An 18787-nucleotide genomic window follows, 5' to 3' on the forward strand; every position below is an offset into this window, starting at 1 on the left:
GGCGCGGGCGCCCGATCACGGGCGCCCGGCTCAACTTCGGGGGGCTAGCGCAACTTCGGAGGACTAGCGCGGAGATCGGACGGCTGGGGCGAATGCCTTGGGGCTCACTCCAGATCCTCGTCGAGCTCCTCGGCGGCATCCTCGTGAGACATGCGCAGACCGTGCGGCGGCAACGGCATGTTGTCCAGCGTCACCGTGCCCTCGGCGCCGAGCTTGATCCGGCCTTCGAGGAACCAGCGCACCGCTATCGGGTAGATCAGATGCTCGCGGGCGTGGACCTTGGCGATCAGGGCGTCGAGATCCTGCTCGGGCTCGACCTTGACCGCGGCCTGGATCACCACCGGCCCGCCATCCAGCTCTTCGGTGACGAAGTGCACGCTGACACCGTGTTCGGCGACGCCGTCGTCCAGCGCGCGCTGGTGTGTGTTGAGGCCTTGGTACGCGGGCAGCAGAGACGGATGAATGTTGAGCATCCGCCCGCGGTAGTGATCGACGAACATCGGCGTGAGGATGCGCATGAAACCGGCCAGCACCACCAGATTGGGTTCGTGGCGATCGATCACCTTGATCAGCGCGGCATCGAAGGCCTCGCGGGAGTCGTACTCGCGATGCGGCAGCGCCACGGCATCGACGCCGGCATCCTTGGCCCGCTTGAGCCCGAACGCGTCGGCCTTGTTGGAGACCACCGCGACGATCTCGCCACCCAGTTCGTCGTGGGTCTGGGCATCGAGCAGCGCCTGCAGGTTGCTGCCGTTACCCGAGATCAGCACGACCACGCGCGGCTTCTCGGCGGCCGCGGCCTCGAAGTCGTTCAGCGTATCCTGATGCGGAGAAGAGTGCTCTACGCTCATGCCGGCAGGTTCTCCAGCTGCACGGCGTCGTCACCCTCGTTGCGGGTGACGATCTCACCCAGACGATGGACCTGCTCGCCGGCGTCTTGAAGGTGGGCGATGGCGGCGTCGGCCTGGGCCGCCGGTACCACTACCACCATGCCGATGCCGCAGTTGAGCACGCGGTACATCTCGCGCTCGGCCACGTTGCCCTGCTGCTGCAACCAGTCGAACACCGCCGGGCGCTGCCAGGTGGTGACGTCGACCCGCGCGGCGAGGTTCTCCGGCAGCACCCGAGGCACGTTCTCGAGCAGGCCGCCACCGGTGATGTGCGAGAGCGCGTGCACGGCCACGTCGCTTTCGCGGATCAGCGAGAGCAGCGGCTTGACGTAGATGCGTGTAGGCGCCATCAGCAGATCGGCGAGCGGCTGGCCGTCGAGTGTCTCGTCGAGCTGGCCGCCGCCGACCTCGAGAATCTTGCGGATCAGCGAGTAACCGTTGGAGTGCGGCCCGGAGGAGGCCAGCCCCAGCAGCACGTCGCCGGCGGCGACCCGGCTGCCGTCGAGAATCTCGGACTTCTCCACCACGCCGACACAGAACCCGGCCAGGTCGTAGTCGCTGCCCTCGTACATGCCCGGCATCTCGGCGGTCTCGCCCCCCACCAGGGCGCAGCCGGCCTGGCTGCAGCCCTCACCGATGCCGGTCACCACGTCGGCGGCGATATCGACATCCAGCTTGCCGGTGGCGTAGTAGTCGAGGAACAGCAGCGGCTCCGCGCCGGCGACCACCAGATCGTTGACGCACATGGCGACCAGATCGATGCCGATGGTGTCGTGCTTGCCCAGGTCCATTGCCAGGCGCAGCTTGGTGCCGACCCCGTCGGTGCCGGAGACCAGTACCGGTTCGCGGTAGCCGCTGGGCAGCTGGCACAGGGCGCCGAAGCCGCCCAGGCCGCCCATCACTTCCGGCCGCGAGGTACGCTTGGCCACGCCCTTGATTCGCTCGACCAGCGCGTTGCCGGCGTCGATGTCGACACCCGCATCCCGGTAGGTCAGGGAGGGGGAGTTGGACGAACGGGGCGCGTTCGAAGAATCGGGAGAGGAGCGCGTCATAGTGGACCTTTCTCGCGGAGCCGGGGAGACGCTGCGGGTGACCCAGCGTCCCGCCAATGAATGGGGGTGATGTTCAGCGGGGCGCATTGTAGCATTGCCTACATCCTAGCGGGCAGTCAGGGAACGGCGAGAACGCGATGAGTAAATTACAGATAGGTGGGTTGATCGGTGCCGCGCTGGGGCTCTGGCTGCTGGTGCTGCTCGAACCGATCCTGATGCCGTTCTTCGTCAGCCTGATCCTGGCTTATCTGGGCGATCCGGTGACCGACTGGCTGGAGGCGCGAGGGCTGTCGCGGCGGCTCTCGGTGAGCTTGGTGTTTCTGCTGCTGGCGCTGGTGATGATCGGCTCCCTGCTGATACTGCTGCCGATGCTGGGGCGTCAGTTGGGGCAGCTGATCGCGGCGCTGCCGGAGGTGCTCAACTGGGTCCAGACGACGGTGCTGCCGGAGGTGCGCGAACTCACCGGGGTCGATTTCAGCGCCGACTTCGATCAGTTGCGCAACGCCCTGATGAGCAACTGGCGCGAGACCGGCACCTACGCCGCGGCCTTCCTGGCCCAGGCTTCGCGCTCGGGGCTGGCGCTGGCGATCTGGCTCGGCAATCTGGCGCTGATTCCGGTGGTCACCTTCTATCTGCTGCTCGACTGGGACCGGCTCAAGGGCTATGTGCGCGAGCTGCTGCCGCGCCATGTCGAACCCCGGGTCACGGCGCTGGCGATGGAGTGCGACGAGGTGCTCTCCGCCTTCCTGCGCGGCCAGCTGCTGGTGATGCTGAGCCTGGGCGTGATCTACGCCGTCGGCCTGAGCGTGGTGGGGCTCAAGTTCGGACTGCTGATCGGCCTGATGGCGGGGTTGGCGAGCATCGTGCCCTATCTCGGGGTCATTGTCGGCGTGCTCACCGCCGGCGTGGTGGCGTTCTTCCAGTTCGGTGAGTGGCTGCCGCTGGTGGGGGTGCTGGTGGTGTTCGGCATCGGCCAGGTGGCCGAGAGCACGCTGCTGCAGCCGCTGCTGCTGGGTGACAAGATCGGTCTGCACCCGGTGGCGGTGATCTTTGCCGTACTCGCCGGCGGGCAGCTGTTCGGCTTCACCGGTATCCTGCTGGCGCTGCCGGTGGCTGCGGTGATCATGGTGCTGCTGCGCTACGCCTATCACCGCTATCGCCACAGTCGCCTCTACGATCGAGCGCGCGCCGAGACGCTGACAGCGGGCTGGGACGGGGAGAGCGACAGCTGATGCGCCCGGGACCATCACAGCTGCCGCTAGGGGTGGGGCTGCGCGATGATGCTACCTTCGCCAACTACTTCCCCGGTGACAACGCCCCGCTGGTGGCGCATCTGGCCTCGCAGTTGGAGAGCGCCGGCGAGCCCTTCCTCTATCTCTGGGGGGGCAGCGGCGTGGGCTGTAGCCATCTGCTGCAGGCGGCTTGCCATGCTGCCGATGCCCGCGGCCAGCGCGCGCTCTACCTGCCGCTGGATGCCTTGGGGCACTTTCCGCCGGATATTCTCGAAGAGCCCGAGCGGCTCGATCTGCTGGCGATCGACGACCTGCAGCTGGTGGTCGGACGCAAGCGCTGGGAGGAGGCGCTGTTCCATGGCTTCAACCGCCTGCGTGACGCCGGCAAGCGGCTGGTGATCGCCGCCGACCGCTCGCCGCGCCAGCTCGATATCAAGCTGCCGGACCTGGCCTCGCGCATGACCTGGGGCATGGTCTTTCATGTCCAGCCGCTGGATGACGCCCAGCGGCTGGGGGCGCTGCAACTGCGCGCGCGGGTGCGCGGCATGCAGCTGCCCGACGAGGTCGCGCGCTATATCCTGCATCGCGGTCCGCGCCAGCTCGACCAGCTCTCCGACGTTCTGGCGCGCCTGGACCGCGCCTCGCTCTCCGCCAAGCGCAAGCTCACCATTCCCTTCGTCAAGCAAGCGCTGGAGTGGTGAAGCCTTGCGTGCTGTGTGTCGTTGGCATTGGGTCTTCGTTACTCTGAATATCAAAGTTTAATTAAGTTTTGTGTGCTGCCGCCGATATCAGGGCTGGCCTTTGCTTTTACTTGTATGAGGCGCCCCTCGTATCACGACAGAACTCCCTGCCGCTCGCCTTGGCGGCCACAGGGAGTCTTTCCATGGCCAGGAGGGCCATCATGAGCGCATCAAAAACTCCCTCGCGCCGTCTGACGGTAAGCCTGCAGACCAAGGTCCTAGCCCTGGTATTGATACCCCTGCTGCTGCTCAGCGTACTTTTGATCACCTTCAATATCTTCAAGACTCACCAGGCCAGCGATGCTGCCCTGGAGGCTCAGCGTCAACGTCTTATAGACGACCGCGAGCAGTCAGTGAAGTACGTGGTCGAGACGGCCAAGTCGGCGATCATGCCGCTGGTGCAGCACCCGCCCAACGGCGATGTGGCCGCGGCAAAACGCCAGGCAGAGGCGCTGATTCGGGGTATCACTTTCGAGGGTGACAACTACGTCTTCGTCTACGCCTACGATGGTACCAATCTGGTCCAGCCGCGCCGGCCGCAGCTCGAGGGCAGTGACATGAACCAGGTGCGCGATGCCGAGGGCAACCACATCTTCTCGCATATGCTCGAGACCGCGCGTCAGGGGGGAGGTATCTATCGCTATCTATGGCGCAACCCTGCCACCGGTGCCGATGAGCACAAATACTCCTACGTCGAGGGTATCGATGCCTGGGGATGGGTGATCGGTGCCGGAGTCTACGCCACCTCGATCAATCAGGACATGGAGAGTGTCGAGGCCGACGCCGCTCAGCATCTGCGGGCGTCGATCTGGGAGTCGGTGCTGCTAGGCGGCGCCGCGATGAGCATCGCGGCCCTGTTCACGATCTGGCTGGTGCGGCGGCTGCTTGGCCCGATCCGGCGCACCGCTACGGCGATGGGGGATATTGCCAGCGGCCAGGGCGACCTGACACGCTGTCTGGACGTCGACAGCCGCGATGAGGTGGGTGAACTCGCGACCCAGTTCAACGCTTTCGTCGGGCGTATGCAGGAAACTCTGCGTGACGTGCGCTCGAGCACCCACAGCGTTCATGCAACTTCATCCCAGATCGCCGATGCCAGCGGTGAGCTGGCATCGCGCACCGAGCAGTCGGCGGCGAGTTTACAGCAGACCTCCGCGTCGATGGAGGAGATCACCACCACGGTGGCGCATGCCGCCGATTCGGCCGCCCAGGCGAGTCAGTTGGTGCAGTCGACCAGTCAGGTGGCTCAGGAGGGTGAGCAGGCGATGGCTCAGGTCGAGGCGCGAATGAGCGAGATCACTAAGTCGGCGGCGCAGATCGAGGAGATTATCGGGCTGATAGACTCCATCGCCTTCCAGACCAATATCCTGGCGCTGAATGCCTCGGTCGAGGCGGCGCGCGCCGGTGAGCACGGGCGCGGTTTTGCGGTAGTGGCCAGTGAGGTGCGCTCACTGGCGGGGCGCTCGGCGGAGGCGTCGAAAAATATTCGTGAGTTGATCGCGCAGTCGGCCGAACATACCCGCAGCGGCAGCGAGCTGGTGAATCGGGCCGGGACCACCATGCGCGAGATCGTCGGCAGCGTGAATCGCGTCGCAGACGTGATCGGTGAGATCAGCGCCGGGGCCAAGGAGCAGAACAGCGGTATCGGCCAGATCAATACGGCGGTGGCGGAGATGGATGCGATGACCCAGCAGAACGCGGCCATGGTTCAGCAGTCGGCAACCGCGGCGGCCGATCTACAGCAGGAAGCCGAGCGCCTGCGCGGCTTGATCGATACCTTCGTGCTCGGCGAAGACGCCGACGCGGGCAATGCCTCGGCGCCCGATCCCAGGCCGAAACCCGCCGGCGCGCAGCCGGCAGCGCTAACGGTCAAACGCACTCCCCAAGACGAAGAGGAGTGGCAGACATTCTGATCCGGGGGTAAATCTTAGGTTCTGCACGAAAAGTCAGCGAGCGAAGGCAAGACAAGGCAAAAATCGGCGAAAACGCGGAGTTTACGGGGTGTAAATGAGCATGTGACTCGCTCCGCTCACCCTCCGGGCGTCCTTCGGACGTTCTGAACGTTGTTCAGTGAGCCGATTTTTAACGCCGTATTGCCGAGCGCAGGTAGTTTTCGTACAAAACCTAGCTCGAGGGGCGGCCACTGGCCGCCCCTTGCGTTTGCCTACCGGGGCTGTGAATCCGGTCTGACTCTCGGCGCCGAGTCAGGCCGGCATGTCGACCCGCGATCGATCGCTACGGCGCTGGCGGCATGACTGTCGAGTCGAGAGCTTCACCAGCCGAGCTGGTCGCGCATCCGATAGTACCAGGCGCCGAGGGCGGTCAGCGGCACACGGAAGAGGCGGCCGCCGGGGAAGGGGGTGTGCGGCAGATCGGCGAAGGCGTCGAAGCGCTCGAGTTCGCCGCTCAGCGCCTCCGCCATCAGCCGTCCGGCCAGATGGGTGCAGGTCACACCGTGCCCGGAGTAGCCCTGGGCGTAGTATACGTTGTGGTTGATGCGGCCGAACTGCGGCAGGCGATTGAGCGTCAGCAGGAAATTGCCGCTCCAGGTGTAGTCGACCTTGACCCCCTTGAGCTGGGGAAAAGTCTTTTCCAGATTGGGCCGAATGACCGCTTCGATGCTCGCCGGATCGTGGCCCCCATAGGTCACGCCACCGCCGTAGATGAGTCGGTTGTCGGCCGAGAGGCGGTAGTAGTCGAGCAGATAGTTGCAGTCCTCGACGCAGGCATCGTTGGGCAGCAGCTCGCGGGCGGTGTCGGCATCCAGCGGCGCGGTGGCCAGCACCTGGGTGCCGCAGGGCATGCTCTTGCCCTCGAGCTCCGGCAGTAGACCATTGAGATAGGCGTTACCGGCGACGATCACGCGCTCGGCGCGGACCTGCCCCTGGGCGGTGTGGATCACTACTGGGTCGCCGTGGCGGATCTCGACCACCGGCGAATGCTCGTGTATCACCCCGCCGAGGGACTCGAACGCGGCGGCCTCACCGAGTACCAGGTTGAGCGGGTGCAGGTGCCCCCCGGAATGGTCGAATAGCGCGCCCACGTAGCGCTCGGAGCCGATCTCGCGGCGGTAGCCCTGAGCATCGAGCAGTTCGAGCTGGCGGTGCCCGTAGCGCTCCCACAGCGCCTTGTGCTCGACCAGCCCCTGCATCTGCTTGTTGCTGCAGGCAGCGAACAGGTTGCCTTCCTTGAGATCGCAGCGAATGGCGTAGTCGGCGATGCGCGAGCGGATGATCTGGTTGCCTTCGAACGCCATGCTGCCCAGCGCCTGGGCAGTGGTCTGGCCGTACTTGGCCTCGATCACGTCCATATCGCGGCTGTAGCTATTGACGATCTGCCCGCCGTTGCGCCCCGAAGCGCCGAACCCGATGCGCGTCGCTTCCAGCACCACCACGCGCAGCCCGCGCTCGGCCAGATGCAGCGCCGAGGAGATACCGGTGAAGCCGCCACCGATCACGCACACATCGGCGTCGATCTGGCCGCTTAGCGGCGGACGTTCCGGGGCCGGGTTGGCCGAGGCGGCGTAGTAGGAGTCGACGTGACGCTCGGGGAAGGTCGCAGCAGAGGCTTGAGGCACGATGGCGGGCTCGCGTGTTGAATTTATTCGACGGATGCCAAGAGGGTAGCCGGTCCCGTCACGCGGCTCAACCGGCACCCGGCGTAAACACGACCGCGCCGGCAGAAGCTGCCGGCGCGGTGAGAGAAAGCACTGTGGGCGGGGATGTCAGGCGCCGCCGGCACTCTGCCACTGGGGCTCGCCGTTGCGCATGGAAACGCGGTCGCCTTCGGGCTTCTTGTCGAGCTTGGCCTCGTGGACTTCGCCATCGTAGCGGTAGCGCACGTCGTAGCCGACGGTCTCCTGTTTGGTGTCCTTGACCGTGTTGCAGCGCTGCTCCGTGGTGGTGTAAGTGTCACCCTGCTGCATCTGGCCCTGGACCTGATTACCGGCGATACCACCACCGACCGCACCGGCGGCCGTCATGATTTTCTTGCCACTGCCGCCGCCGAACTGGTTGCCCACGACGCCGCCGACGATGGCGCCGATGGCGGTGCCGGCGATGCGGTGCTCGTCCTGCACCGGGCGGCGGTGAGTGACGGTCACGTTATGACACTCCTGACGGGGTGTCTCGGAGGTCTGAGTGATGGGGTCGACGCTGATGATGTCGGCGTACTGCGGCTGGCTGTCGCCGGACTGGTAGGCGCCGATGGCGACACCGCCGGCGACGCCGAGGGCGGCGATGACGCCGCCGATGATGATCGATTTCTGCATGGCCTTGCTCCTCTTGCGGACCGGCTCGTGTTCCGTCGAGCCCGAGACGGAAACCCCGCGATTTGTTCTGATCCCAAGCACGGATAGCGAGTGCCGATGGCGTCTGCTCGCTGTCTGCCGGACGTTCGTCGCGGTAACTGGGGGAACAACGCGCTACGGGTGACGTCCCTGTCGTGATAGCGGCGAACCGCCTTCCGTCGGTGGCAGCGGCGTGGAAGACGCCGCCACTCGGTAGGCTCAGTTTAGTTCAGGCGGAGGCGAAGAGAAGGGCGCAACGAATTGTTGAACGCTGTTTTCATATTGATAAATGGGTGTCTGCTCGCGGCGACATTGGCGCCGAAGGCCCCGTGAAGCGGGGCTTTCGGCGGCAGCCGCCGACGTGTCTCAGCGGTTGCGGGCTTCGTTGGCCAGCTGCTGGAGCAGTTGCAACTGGTCGCCTTCCAGCTGGGGCGCCGGCGTCAGCTTGACGCGCTGGGCGTCGCTAAGCTGCGAGGCCTGGCGCAGGTCGGCGCTGAGCAGTGGCAGTGCTGCCTGATTGGGGGTGCGGTAGTAGGCGTAGGTGGCCGAGCGTGCAGCGTTCTCCGGGCGCAGCATGAAGCTGATGAATTCACGCGCCAGCTTCGGGTGGGGCGCGCGCTTGGGGATCGCCAGCGTATCCACGCCGAGCTGCGAGCCCTCCTCGGGGATGAAGAACTCGAGCTTGCCGTAGGTCTCGGGCGCGTCCGCCTTGCGATAGTCGAGATCGCCACTGTAGGTGACCGCGGCGCGGGTGACGCCGCGGGCGATCTGATCGATGGCGGCGGTGCTGTCGGCGAAGCCGCTGAAGTTGGGACGATGCAGGGTCTGGCTCACCAGCTTGGCGGCGGCAATCCAGTCGTCGCGCTGGGTGCAGTCGAAGCCGTGGCCTTGATAGGCGCAGGCCATGCCGAACAGCACCTGCGGGTCACCGCCGAGCAGGGCGAAAGGCTGGTCCGGGTTGACCTTCGGGTCGAGCAGCAGTGACCAGGAGTGGGCGGGGTCGGGGAAAACCGTGGTGTCGTAGACGATCCCGGTGACGCCCCACAGATAGGGCACGCTGTAGGCGTCCTGGGGGTCGTAGCTGGGGTGGCGGAAGGCCGGCATCAGGTTGTCACGCCCCTGGATGTCGTCGCCCAGCGGCTGGATCAGCCCGGCTGCTACCAGCCTCGGCACGTAGTAGTCGGTGGGCACCACCACATCGAACTGGGCGTCGCCGCCGGCGACCAGCTTGGAGAACATCTCGGCGTTGGAGGTGAAGTAGCTCTGCACCACCTCGACCCCGTACTGCTTCTCGAAGTCCTCGATCACGCCGGGGTCGGCGTACTCGGTCCAGTTGAAGAGGTAGAGCTTGTCCGGCGTCTGGGCCTGGGCGGCGGCGCTCAGCGACAGGCAGAGCGCGCTCAGGCAGAGGGCGGCGGTCGTGCGCATGCGGTATCACCTCGTGTCGGGGCGGCCGCGCGACGCTGAAAGCCAGACATCGCGCGGCCACCGTTGGGGGTCAGACCCGCAGCAGCAGGTGCTCGCGCTCCCACGAGCTGATGACCCGGAAGTAGGCCGAGTGCTCGGCGCGCTTCACCGCCAGGTAGCTGCGGGTGAAGCGTTCGCCCAGCAGGTCCGCCAGCGGTGCGCACTCGCTCAACGCATTGAGCGCGGGGCCGATGTCGTCGGGCAGGGTATGGCCCATCGACCATGCCGAGCCGGTCAGCGGCGGGCGCGGCTCGATCTGCGAGAGCATGCCCAGATAGCCGCAGGCGAGCGACGCCGCCATCACCAGATAGGGGTTGGCGTCGGCGCCGGCGAGGCGGTTCTCGACCCGCGTGCCGGGCGCCGGGCCCACCGGCACGCGCAGGCCCACGGTGCGGTTGTCGTAGCCCCACTCGGTGTTGATCGGCACCGAGCTGTTGCTGCCGCCGGGCATCAGCCGGCGGTAGGAGTTGACGTTGGGGGCGAAGAACGGCATCGCCGAGGGCAGGTACTGCTGCAGCCCGCCGATGTAGTGATGGAACAGCTTGCTGGGGCTGCCGTCGGCGCCGGCGAACAGGTTGTCGCCGCTGTCGCGGTCGAGCAGGCTCTGGTGCAGATGCATCGAGCTGCCCGGCTCGTTGGCCATCGGCTTGGCCATGAAGGTGGCGTACATGTTGTGGCGCAGCGCGGTCTCGCGCAGGGTGCGCTTGAAGATCACCACCTGGTCGGCGAGACGCAGCGGGTCGCCGTGGCGGAAGTTGACCTCCATCTGCCCGGCACCCTCTTCGTGGGTCAGGGTGTCGATATCCAACTGCTGCGCTTCGCAGTAGTCGTACATCTGCTCGAACAGCGGATCGAACTCGTTGACCGCGTCGATGGAGAACGACTGGCGGCTGCTCTCCTGGCGTCCCGAGCGCCCGATCGGCGGCTCCAGCGGGTAGTCGGAGTCGGTGTTGGTCTTGACCAGGTAGAACTCCAGCTCCGGGGCCATGATCGGCTGCCAGCCGCGGGCCTCGTAGAGCGCGAGGATGTGCTTGAGCACGTGGCGCGGCGAGAGTTCCACCGGCTCGCCGTTCATGTAGAGGCAGTCATGGATGATCTGCGCGGTGGGGTCGTCGGCCCACGGCACAAGATAGGCGGAGTCGGGGTCCGGCACCAGCTGCATGTCGAGCTCGGCCGGGTTCCAGAAGCGGATATCGTCGTCGTCGGGGTAGCCGCCGGTGACCGTCTGGATGAAGATCGAGTCGGGCAGTCGGGTATGCCCGCCGCGCAGATACTTGCCGGCGGGCATGATCTTGCCCTTGAGGATACCGGTGAGATCGGAGACCAGGCACTCAACCTCGGTGATGCCGTGGCGGCTGAACCACTCTTCGAGCACGTGATGCGGTGTTTCGCTCATGACGCTGTCCTTGTGGCGCACGTGGCGCCGTCTGGGAAGCCGCCGGCGCCGCGGGCACCGGCGGTTGACGCTTGCTTACCGCGATTGCACTTCCTGCCACAGCTGCTGGAACAGCTGCAGATTCTGACCGCCCAGGCTGGGCGAGAACTTCAGCCGCGCCAGGTCGGCCTCGTCGGGCAGCGCCGGCGGCTGGGTCAGATCGGCGTCGAGATATGGCTGGGCTGCCTTGTTGGGGCTGGCGTACTGGACGTAGTTGGAGAGCTCGGCGCCGATCTTGGGGTCGAGAATGAAATTGATGAACTTGTGCGCCAGTTCCGGGTGCGGCGCCTTGGCCGGGATCATCATGTTGTCGACCCACATCTCGGTGCCTTCATCGGGGATCATGAAGGCGATGTGCTTGAACGCTTCCGGGTTCTCGCGCTTCTGCTGCAGGTAGTCACCGTTGTAGGAGATGCCGGCACGCACCACGCCGCGCTGGATCTGCTGCAGTACCGGCGTGCCGTCGGTGAAGCCGCTGAAGGTGGCGCGGTGCTTGGTGTCGAGGATCAGTTTGGCCGCCGGCTTCCACGCCTCGGCCCCGGTGCAGTCGTAGCCCGAGCCGAGATAGGCGCAGGCGGCGCCCATGTTGACCTGGCCGTCGCCCATCAGAGCGAAGGGCTGGTTGGCGTTGACCTTGGGGTCGAACAGCAGCGACCAGCTCTTGGGCGCATCGGGGAAGACATTGGTGTCATACACGATCCCGCTGGTGCCCCACTGATAGGGCACCGAGTACTGCGCGCCCGGGTCGTAGCTGGGGTCGGAGAACTGCGCCATCACGTTGCTCAGGTTGGGGATCTGCGACCTGTCGAGTTTCTGCACCAGGCCGCTGTCGATCAGTCGCGGTACGTAGTAGTTGGAAGGCACGATGATGTCGTATTGGGACACGCCGCCGGCGTTGAGCTTGGCGGTCATCTCCGGCAGCGAGTTGTAGTAGCTCTGCACCACCTCGACCCCGTACTTCTTCTCGAAGGCCTCGATGACCTTGGGGTCCATGTACTCCGTCCAGTTGAACAGATACAGCTTGTCGGCGCTCTGGGCGGAAGCCGACCCGGCCAGCAGCATGCCACCCAGGGCCAGGGCGACTCGGGTTGTGATTGTTGTGCGCTTCATCGACGAATACCTCCCGGGGTGATGTCGATACCGGGCCCGACAGGGCTCGGCGGAAAGGGGTCATGCGGGTGCGCCGGCCACCTCGGCCGGCGCGATGTCAGTGCTGCTTTTGCCGATTGAACAGCAGGCTCAGGATCGCGGCGATCAGCACTGCGCCGATCATCAGCGTGGCGATGGCGTTGATCTCCGGTGATACGCCGCGGCGGATCGCGCCCCAGATGTAGATCGGCAGGGTGGCGTTCTCGGGGCCGGCGTTGAAGAAGCTGATCACGAAATCGTCCACCGACAGCGTGAACGAGAGGAAGAAGGCGGCGATCAGCGAGGGCTTCAGCGTCGGCAGCAGGAAGAACCGGGCGCGCTGGAACGGCGAGGCGTAGAGATCCTTGGCCGCCTCGAACAGCGTCGGGTCGAGACCGACGAAGCGCGAGTAGACGATCAGCGCCACGAACGGAATCTGGAAAGTGACGTGGGCGATGATCATGGTCAGCAGGCTGGGGCCGAGAATGCCGAACTGGCGATCGATGCTGATGAAGAACGCCATCTCCGAGATCCCGAAGACGATGTCCGGCATCACGATCGGCAGGTAGATCAGCACGATCAGCCAGCCGAGCTTGCGTGCGCGATGGCGATACATGCCATAACCGATCAGGGTGCCGATGACGAGCGCCAGGAGAGAAGAGGTGATCCCCAGTACCAGGGTATTGCCGAGGGCATCGAGCAACTGGTCGTTGTGGATCAGCTTGTCGTACCAGCGCAGCGAGAAGCCGGCGAAGTAGGCCGAGCTGTTGGCCGAGTTGAACGAGTAGAACACGATGACCGCCAGCGGCAGATAGAGAAAGGCCATCACGACCCACCAGAACAGTGCCAGGCCGCGGTGAAAGGCGCCGCGTTTCATATCACCACCTCCTCACCGCCGCTCAAGCGCTTGCCGATACGGCGCATGGCGAACAGCCCGCCGAAGGTGGCGAGCAGCATGATCAGCGCCCCCGCCGCTCCCAGCGGCCAGTTGGAACCGCCGGCGAACTGGCTGGCGACCAGGTTGCCGAGCATCATCGCGCGGCCGCCGCCGAGCAGCTCCGGCACCACGTACATGCCGAAGGCGGGGATCGACACCAGTACCGTGCCCGCCAGCAGCCCCGGCAGGGTCTGCGGGAAGACCGCCAGCCAGAACGCGCGCAGCGGCGAGGCGTAGAGATCCCGCGCCGCCTCGACCAGGGCGTAGTCGAGTTTCTCGAAGGCGGCGTAGAGCGGCAGCACCATGAACGGCAGGAAGTTGTAGATCAGCCCCAGGGTGACCGCGAAGTTGGACGGGTAGAGGCCCATATTGGGGCCGATCAGGCCGAAGAACTGCGCCAGCTCGGCCAGCGGCGTGCCCGGAGAGAGCAGATTCATCCAGCCGAAGGCGCGGATGACCTGGTTGGTCCAGGAGGGTACCACCACCGCCAGCAGCATCAGCGCGCGCCACTTCTCGCGGCTGATCGAGATGCGATAGGCGAGCGGGTAGGCGACCAGGATCACCAAGCCGGTGGCGAGCAGGGTCTGCCATAGCGAGCGCAGCAGGGTATAGAGATTGCCCGGGCTCCAGCCGAGGAAGCCGAAACCGGCGAGCTGGCTGAAGGCGTCCAGGGTCAGCGGCATCTGCGGCTGGCCGTAGGGGCCGTTGGTCATGAAGGCGACGCCGATCAGATAGAGGCTCGGCAGTACCAGGAAAACGACGATCCAGATCACGCCGGGGGCGACGCTCCACAGCAGATGGCGCGTGTCCGGCGACAGCGAGCCGCTGTGGGCGGCCAGCGGATAGGGGGATTCGGGCTTGCTCATGCGCGTCTCCTCAGGCGTCGAGCCTGACGATGTCTTCGGGGCAGATACTCACCGTCACCCGGTCGCCGACCGCATGCAGGCGCTGGCCGAGGTTGCTGGCGGTGGCCAGCAGCACCACGCCATCGACCTCGAGGCGGTACTCCACCCGACTACCGCGGTAGAGGCGCTCGCGCACCACGCCCTGCAGCGCATTGTAGCCCTCCGGCACTTCCGGCCCCAGCTCGATCACCTCCTGGCGGATCAGCAGCATGCCGTGGCGCTCGTGCTCTGCCAGCGGTTTTTCCAAGCGCAGCTGGCCCAGCGCGGTGGTCACTCGGTCGCCGTTGACCGAGCCGATCTCGAACAGATTGACGTGCCCCATGAAGCGCGCGACGAAGGCGTTGACCGGCGTCTCGTAGACGGTCTGCGGCGGCCCCACCTGCTGGATCACGCCGCCGTCGAGCACGGCGATGCGATCCGACATCACCATCGCCTCCTCCTGGTCATGGGTGACGAAGACGAAGGTCATGCCGAGGCGCTTCTGGGTGCGCTGCAGTTCGACCTGGAGCTGGTTGCGCAGACCGGCGTCGAGCGCCGACAGCGGCTCGTCGAGGAGCAGCACATCGGGCTCGCAGACCAGCGCCCGGGCCAGGGCGACGCGCTGGCGCTGGCCGCCGGAGAGCTGATTGACGCGACGCTCCATCAGCGCGCCGAGCTTGATGAAGTCGGCAATCTCCTGCACCCGGCGCTCGCGCTCGGCGACCGCCACGCCTTTCATGCGCAGGCCGAAGGCGATGTTGTCGTGCACCGACAGGTGCGGAAACAGCGCGTAGGACTGGAACACGGTATTGACGCTGCGCAGATGCGGCGGCGTCGTGGTGACATCCTTGCCGCCGATGGTCAGCGTGCCCTCGTTGGGCGCTTCGAGCCCGGCGAGAATCCTAAGCAAGGTAGTCTTGCCGCAGCCGGAGGGGCCGAGCAGGGTGAAGAACTCGCCGGCGTGAATGTCGAGATCGACACCATCGAGGGCGACGGCGTCGCGTCCGAAGCGCTTGTGCAGGTTGCGCAGGGCGATCGCCGAGGCGTCACGCACCTGCTGGGTGCCGGCGGCGTCGGGCTCGGCAGAAGGAGGCACAGTCATAGGTCACGAGATTCCCATACCCGGTGGTCGAGGCTGTCGATGCCAGCGAGACCGACCCGCGCGAAGCGGTCGGCATGGCGGTGGCGCGACAGGACGAAGCGTAACCCAACGTCAGCCGCGATGCAGCGGGGAACTGTCCCAATCTTGTCGCTGCGGGTGACGGGGTGCTGGGCGGGCCGGGTGAGTGAGACGGGGCGTTGTGATTGTCATACCGTTCTCCTGGGCCTGTATCCGGTGAATGTGTTGGATGAATGTATCCGCTGAGGGTGTCGCAGATAGCGCGTGCTATCAGGTGTTGCGCAAGTACCAGCGATATTCCAAAGCGCTGATCGCCTGGCGCGAGAGTTCGTACTCCGCGCGCCGGTTGGCGTGATAGACCTGGTGGAAGGTCTCGCCGAAGCTGTCGATGAAGACCTCGCTCTCGAGCCAGGCGTCGAGCGCCTGGGGCCAACTGATCGGCAGGCTCGGCTCGACCTGCTCGTAGGCGTTGCCGGTGATCGGCGCTGGCGGCGTCAGTTCGCGTGCCATGCCGTGCTCGATCCCGGCGAGCAGCGCGGCCACCAGCAGATAGGGGTTGGCGTCGGCGCCAGCGACCCGATGTTCGATGCGCCGCGCCCGCGGCGAGCCCGACGGGATGCGCAGCGCCACCGAGCGGTTGTCGTAGCCCCAGGTCGGCGCCATCGGCACGTACAGGCTGGGCTGAAAGCGCCGGTAGGAGTTGAGATTGGGGGCGAAGATCGCCATCGACGCCGGCATCAGCTCGGCCAGCCCGGCGATCGCCTGCTGCAGCCGCGGGCTGCCCAGTTCGCCGCCGTCGGCGGTGGCGAAGACGTTGTCGCCGGCGGCGTCGAGCAGGCTGATGTGCACGTGAGTGCCGTTGCCCGCTTCCTGGCTGTAGGGCTTGGCCATGAAGGTGGCCTCGAAGCCGTGGCGGATCGCCACGCCCTTGATCAGGCGCTTGAGCATCACCGCCTCGTCGCAGGCGCGCAGGGCGTCGGCATGGTGCAGCAGGTTGACCTCGAACTGCCCCGGGGCGCACTCCTTGAGCGCGGTGTCTATCGGCAGTCGCTGGGCCTGCGCGGCGAGGGTGATGTCCTCGAGGAAGTCGGCGTACTCGTCGAGCTCGATCACCGAGTAGAGCTGGCTCTGGCTGGCGCGCTCGCCGGTGGCAGGTGAGCGCGGCGGCTGCGGCGCGCCGACGCTGTCGCGCTCGCGGTCGATCAGATAGAACTCCAGCTCCACCGCGATCACCGGGGTCAGCGCCATGGCCGAGAAGCGGCTCAGCAGACGCTTGAGCAGCTGGCGCGGATCGCAGGCGAAGGGCGTGCCGTCATCCTCCTCCATGGTCATCAGCATCTGCGCCTGGTTGCCGTGCTTGGCCCAGGGGGTGGTGACAAGGGTGCCGGCAACCGGGCTGCAGGTGCGGTCGCCGTCGCCGGAGGCCAGCCCCAGGCCGGTCTCCTCGATGGTATTGCCGCACACGTCGAGGGCGAATACCGAGGCTGGCAGGCGCATGCCGGCATTGAGCACGCCGATCACGTTGTCACGCGGCACGCGCTTGCCGCGAAGCACGCCGTTGAGGTCGCTGATCAACAGATCGACGCTCTGCACCTCGGGGTGCTGGGCCAGGAAATCTTGGGCTTCCTGGAGACGATCGGAGTCGCACATGGGGGCACACGATGAGGTGATGGAGTCTCTTCGTTATTCCAAATGGGCCCGCTGTTGTCAAACTTGCTATGAAATATTTTACACCTGCTTGGCGCTAGGAAAGCGCTTTGCTACCCAGTGAGCCGACCACCTGGCAGTTATGAAGCGTCCAGTGGCGAGGGATGTTAGGGGGATGCCCGGGCTGGGCATTATTCTTGACAGGCGCTCGGAGGGTTGGTCGTAGCAACGTGCGGGTGATAGCGCGCGGGCAGCGGTCTGAGGGGGCGTGGGGGCTAGTCAGGGGCGGGGCTGGCAATCGCCGTGATCAGCGCCAAGCACTTGGCGCTGATCACGGCGTGCGGATCAGACGGTGAAGTCGGGCAGCTTGCGTGCGACCCGGGCCTTCTCCAGCTTGGCCACCTTGGGCAGGCCATTCTCGAACGGCGGGAAGTCCTCACCCTGGATCAGCGGGGCCAGATAGCGGCGTCCGGCCTCACTGATGTAAAGACCATCCTCGCTGATGTAATCGCGCGGCATGAACTTCTCATGGTTGGCGATCTCGGCCAGCGGCGCCGCCTCGATCTGCCACTCATAGGGGCTCTCGGAGACACGTTTGATCGCCGGCATCATCGCATTCTGACCGTCGAGTGCCAGCTCTACCGCAGCCTTGCCCACAGCGTAGGCCTGCTCGACGTCGGTGCGCGAGGCGATATGCCGCGCGGCGCGTTGCAGGTAGTCGGCCACCGCCCAGTGGTACTTGTAGCCGAGATCCGCCTTGACCATCCCGGCCAGGGTCGGCGCCACGCCGCCGAGCTGCTTGTGGCCGAAGGCGTCGGTGCTGCCGGCATCGGCGAGGAAGGTGCCGTCGGCGTACTGGGCGCCTTCGGAGATCACGATTACGCAGAAGCCGTGGCGCTTCACCGCTTCATCGATGCGCGCCATGACCGCGGCGCGGTCGAAGGCGATCTCGGGGAAGATGATCACGTGGGGCGCCTGCTCGGCACTCTCGCCGGCCAGGGCACCGGCCGCCGCGATCCAGCCGGCATGGCGGCCCATGACTTCGAAGATGAACACCTTGGTCGAGGTGGCGCACATCGATTCGATATCGAGCGCCGCTTCGCGGGTGGAGGTGGCGACATACTTGGCCACGCTGCCGAAGCCGGGGGAGTTGTCGGTGATCGGCAGGTCGTTGTCGACCGTCTTGGGCACGTGGATGGCGGTGAGCGGATAGCCCATCTTCTCGGAGAGCTGTGACACCTTGAGGCAGGTATCGGCGCTGTCGCCGCCACCGTTATAGAAGAAGTAGCGGATATCGTGGGCCTTGAACACCTCGATCAGGCGCTCGTACTCGGCGCGGTGGCTCTCGATCGATTTCAGCTTGTAGCGGCAGGAGCCGAAGGCACCCCCCGGGGTGTGGCGCAGGGCGGCGATGGCGGCGTCGCTCTCCTGGTTGGTGTCGATCAGGTCTTCGGTGAGGGCGCCAATGATGCCGTTGTGGCCGGCATAGACGTGCCCGATGCGGTCGGCATGGCGGCGGCAGGCTTCGATCACACCACAGGCGCTGGCGTTGATGACGGCGGTGACGCCACCGGACTGGGCGTAAAAGGCGTTGTGCTTGGCCATATCGGCTCTCATCTCCTGGGATTGGTATCTCATGCACGGCGTCGGGCCGGCCAGGCCGGCAGCGGCGGGGCAGCGTCATCCGTGGCGCCGCCGAATCGAGCCGTACGACGCCCATGTCGACGGGCGCAGCGCGGCCGCGAAGGGCAAGTGTCGGGGGTGCGAGTCTCGGTTGCGCGGCCAAGCATAGCCGAAAGGCCAAGGGCTGTTAATACGAGGCGCTGGTCACCGCGGCGGTCATTTTTCTGGGCCGCGCGATGAGGGAGAGAATGAGAGGCGGTGAAGCGCCGTGCGAGCGTAGATGCCGGGGATGTACTCGCGGCCATGGGCCTGGGCGCTTTGTGGTTCGCCCGCTGCTGGCGTGC

At 65.9% G+C, this 18787-nt stretch carries 15 protein-coding genes; 3 read left to right on the forward strand and 12 right to left on the reverse strand.

What is annotated here, in order from left to right:
• Positions 1-104: 104 nt before the first annotated feature.
• Together purN and purM are read right to left on the reverse strand one after the other, a co-directional pair.
• Positions 105-851 carry a phosphoribosylglycinamide formyltransferase gene (purN, locus tag J0A90_RS00040; RefSeq protein ID WP_207030882.1) on the reverse strand — a complete coding sequence of 249 codons (747 nt, stop codon included), beginning with the start codon at positions 849-851 and terminating at the stop codon, positions 105-107.
• Positions 848-1942 (reverse strand): phosphoribosylformylglycinamidine cyclo-ligase, encoded by a 1095-nt coding sequence (purM, locus tag J0A90_RS00045; protein ID WP_207030880.1) that lies wholly within the window; start codon positions 1940-1942, stop codon positions 848-850. Before purM ends, purN begins: the two co-directional genes overlap by 4 nt.
• 137 nt (positions 1943-2079) lie before the next feature.
• Between purM and J0A90_RS00050 the strand changes: the two genes are divergently transcribed.
• From J0A90_RS00050 to J0A90_RS00060, 3 genes are all read left to right on the forward strand, one after another.
• A complete protein-coding gene (locus tag J0A90_RS00050) occupies positions 2080-3174 on the forward strand; it encodes an AI-2E family transporter (protein WP_207030878.1) in 1095 nt (364 codons plus the stop codon).
• Complete coding sequence (gene hda, locus J0A90_RS00055; RefSeq protein WP_207030876.1) at positions 3174-3875, forward strand: DnaA regulatory inactivator Hda; 702 nt, start codon at positions 3174-3176, stop codon at positions 3873-3875. The genes J0A90_RS00050 and hda overlap by 1 nt, the downstream gene beginning before the upstream one ends.
• 200 nt (positions 3876-4075) lie before the next feature.
• A complete protein-coding gene (locus J0A90_RS00060; RefSeq protein WP_207030873.1) occupies positions 4076-5827 on the forward strand; it encodes a methyl-accepting chemotaxis protein in 1752 nt (583 codons plus the stop codon).
• Positions 5828-6186: 359 nt separating this feature from the next.
• On the opposite strand, the gene J0A90_RS00065 is transcribed toward J0A90_RS00060, so the two are convergent.
• From J0A90_RS00065 to J0A90_RS00110, 10 genes are all read right to left on the reverse strand, one after another.
• Positions 6187-7494, reverse strand: a complete 1308-nt coding sequence (locus tag J0A90_RS00065; RefSeq protein ID WP_370635759.1) for an NAD(P)/FAD-dependent oxidoreductase — start codon at positions 7492-7494, stop codon at positions 6187-6189.
• Positions 7495-7638: 144 nt separating this feature from the next.
• Positions 7639-8184, reverse strand: coding sequence for a glycine zipper 2TM domain-containing protein (locus J0A90_RS00070; protein ID WP_207030869.1), 546 nt, complete (start codon positions 8182-8184; stop codon positions 7639-7641).
• A 384-nt stretch (positions 8185-8568) separates the two neighbouring features.
• Complete coding sequence (locus J0A90_RS00075) at positions 8569-9630, reverse strand: spermidine/putrescine ABC transporter substrate-binding protein (RefSeq protein WP_207030867.1); 1062 nt, start codon at positions 9628-9630, stop codon at positions 8569-8571.
• A gap of 70 nt (positions 9631-9700) precedes the next feature.
• Positions 9701-11065, reverse strand: coding sequence for a glutamine synthetase family protein (locus J0A90_RS00080; protein ID WP_035474455.1), 1365 nt, complete (start codon positions 11063-11065; stop codon positions 9701-9703).
• 75 nt (positions 11066-11140) lie between these two features.
• Positions 11141-12214, reverse strand: a complete 1074-nt coding sequence (locus tag J0A90_RS00085) for a PotD/PotF family extracellular solute-binding protein (protein ID WP_207030865.1) — start codon at positions 12212-12214, stop codon at positions 11141-11143.
• Positions 12215-12311: 97 nt separating this feature from the next.
• Positions 12312-13109, reverse strand: coding sequence for an ABC transporter permease (locus tag J0A90_RS00090; protein WP_207030863.1), 798 nt, complete (start codon positions 13107-13109; stop codon positions 12312-12314).
• Complete coding sequence (locus J0A90_RS00095) at positions 13106-14035, reverse strand: ABC transporter permease (protein WP_051896082.1); 930 nt, start codon at positions 14033-14035, stop codon at positions 13106-13108. Before J0A90_RS00095 ends, J0A90_RS00090 begins: the two co-directional genes overlap by 4 nt.
• A gap of 10 nt (positions 14036-14045) precedes the next feature.
• Complete coding sequence (locus tag J0A90_RS00100) at positions 14046-15155, reverse strand: ABC transporter ATP-binding protein (protein WP_207030861.1); 1110 nt, start codon at positions 15153-15155, stop codon at positions 14046-14048.
• Positions 15156-15443: 288 nt separating this feature from the next.
• Positions 15444-16823, reverse strand: coding sequence for a glutamine synthetase family protein (locus J0A90_RS00105; RefSeq protein ID WP_207030859.1), 1380 nt, complete (start codon positions 16821-16823; stop codon positions 15444-15446).
• 342 nt (positions 16824-17165) lie between these two features.
• The gene (locus tag J0A90_RS00110; protein WP_207030857.1) at positions 17166-18425 is read right to left on the reverse strand and encodes a 6-phosphofructokinase; all 1260 of its coding nucleotides are present in this window, start codon (positions 18423-18425) and stop codon (positions 17166-17168) included.
• Positions 18426-18787: the final 362 nt, after the last annotated feature.

This window comes from Salinicola sp. DM10, assembly GCF_017306975.2.
In the GTDB taxonomy this organism is placed as follows: domain Bacteria; phylum Pseudomonadota; class Gammaproteobacteria; order Pseudomonadales; family Halomonadaceae; genus Salinicola.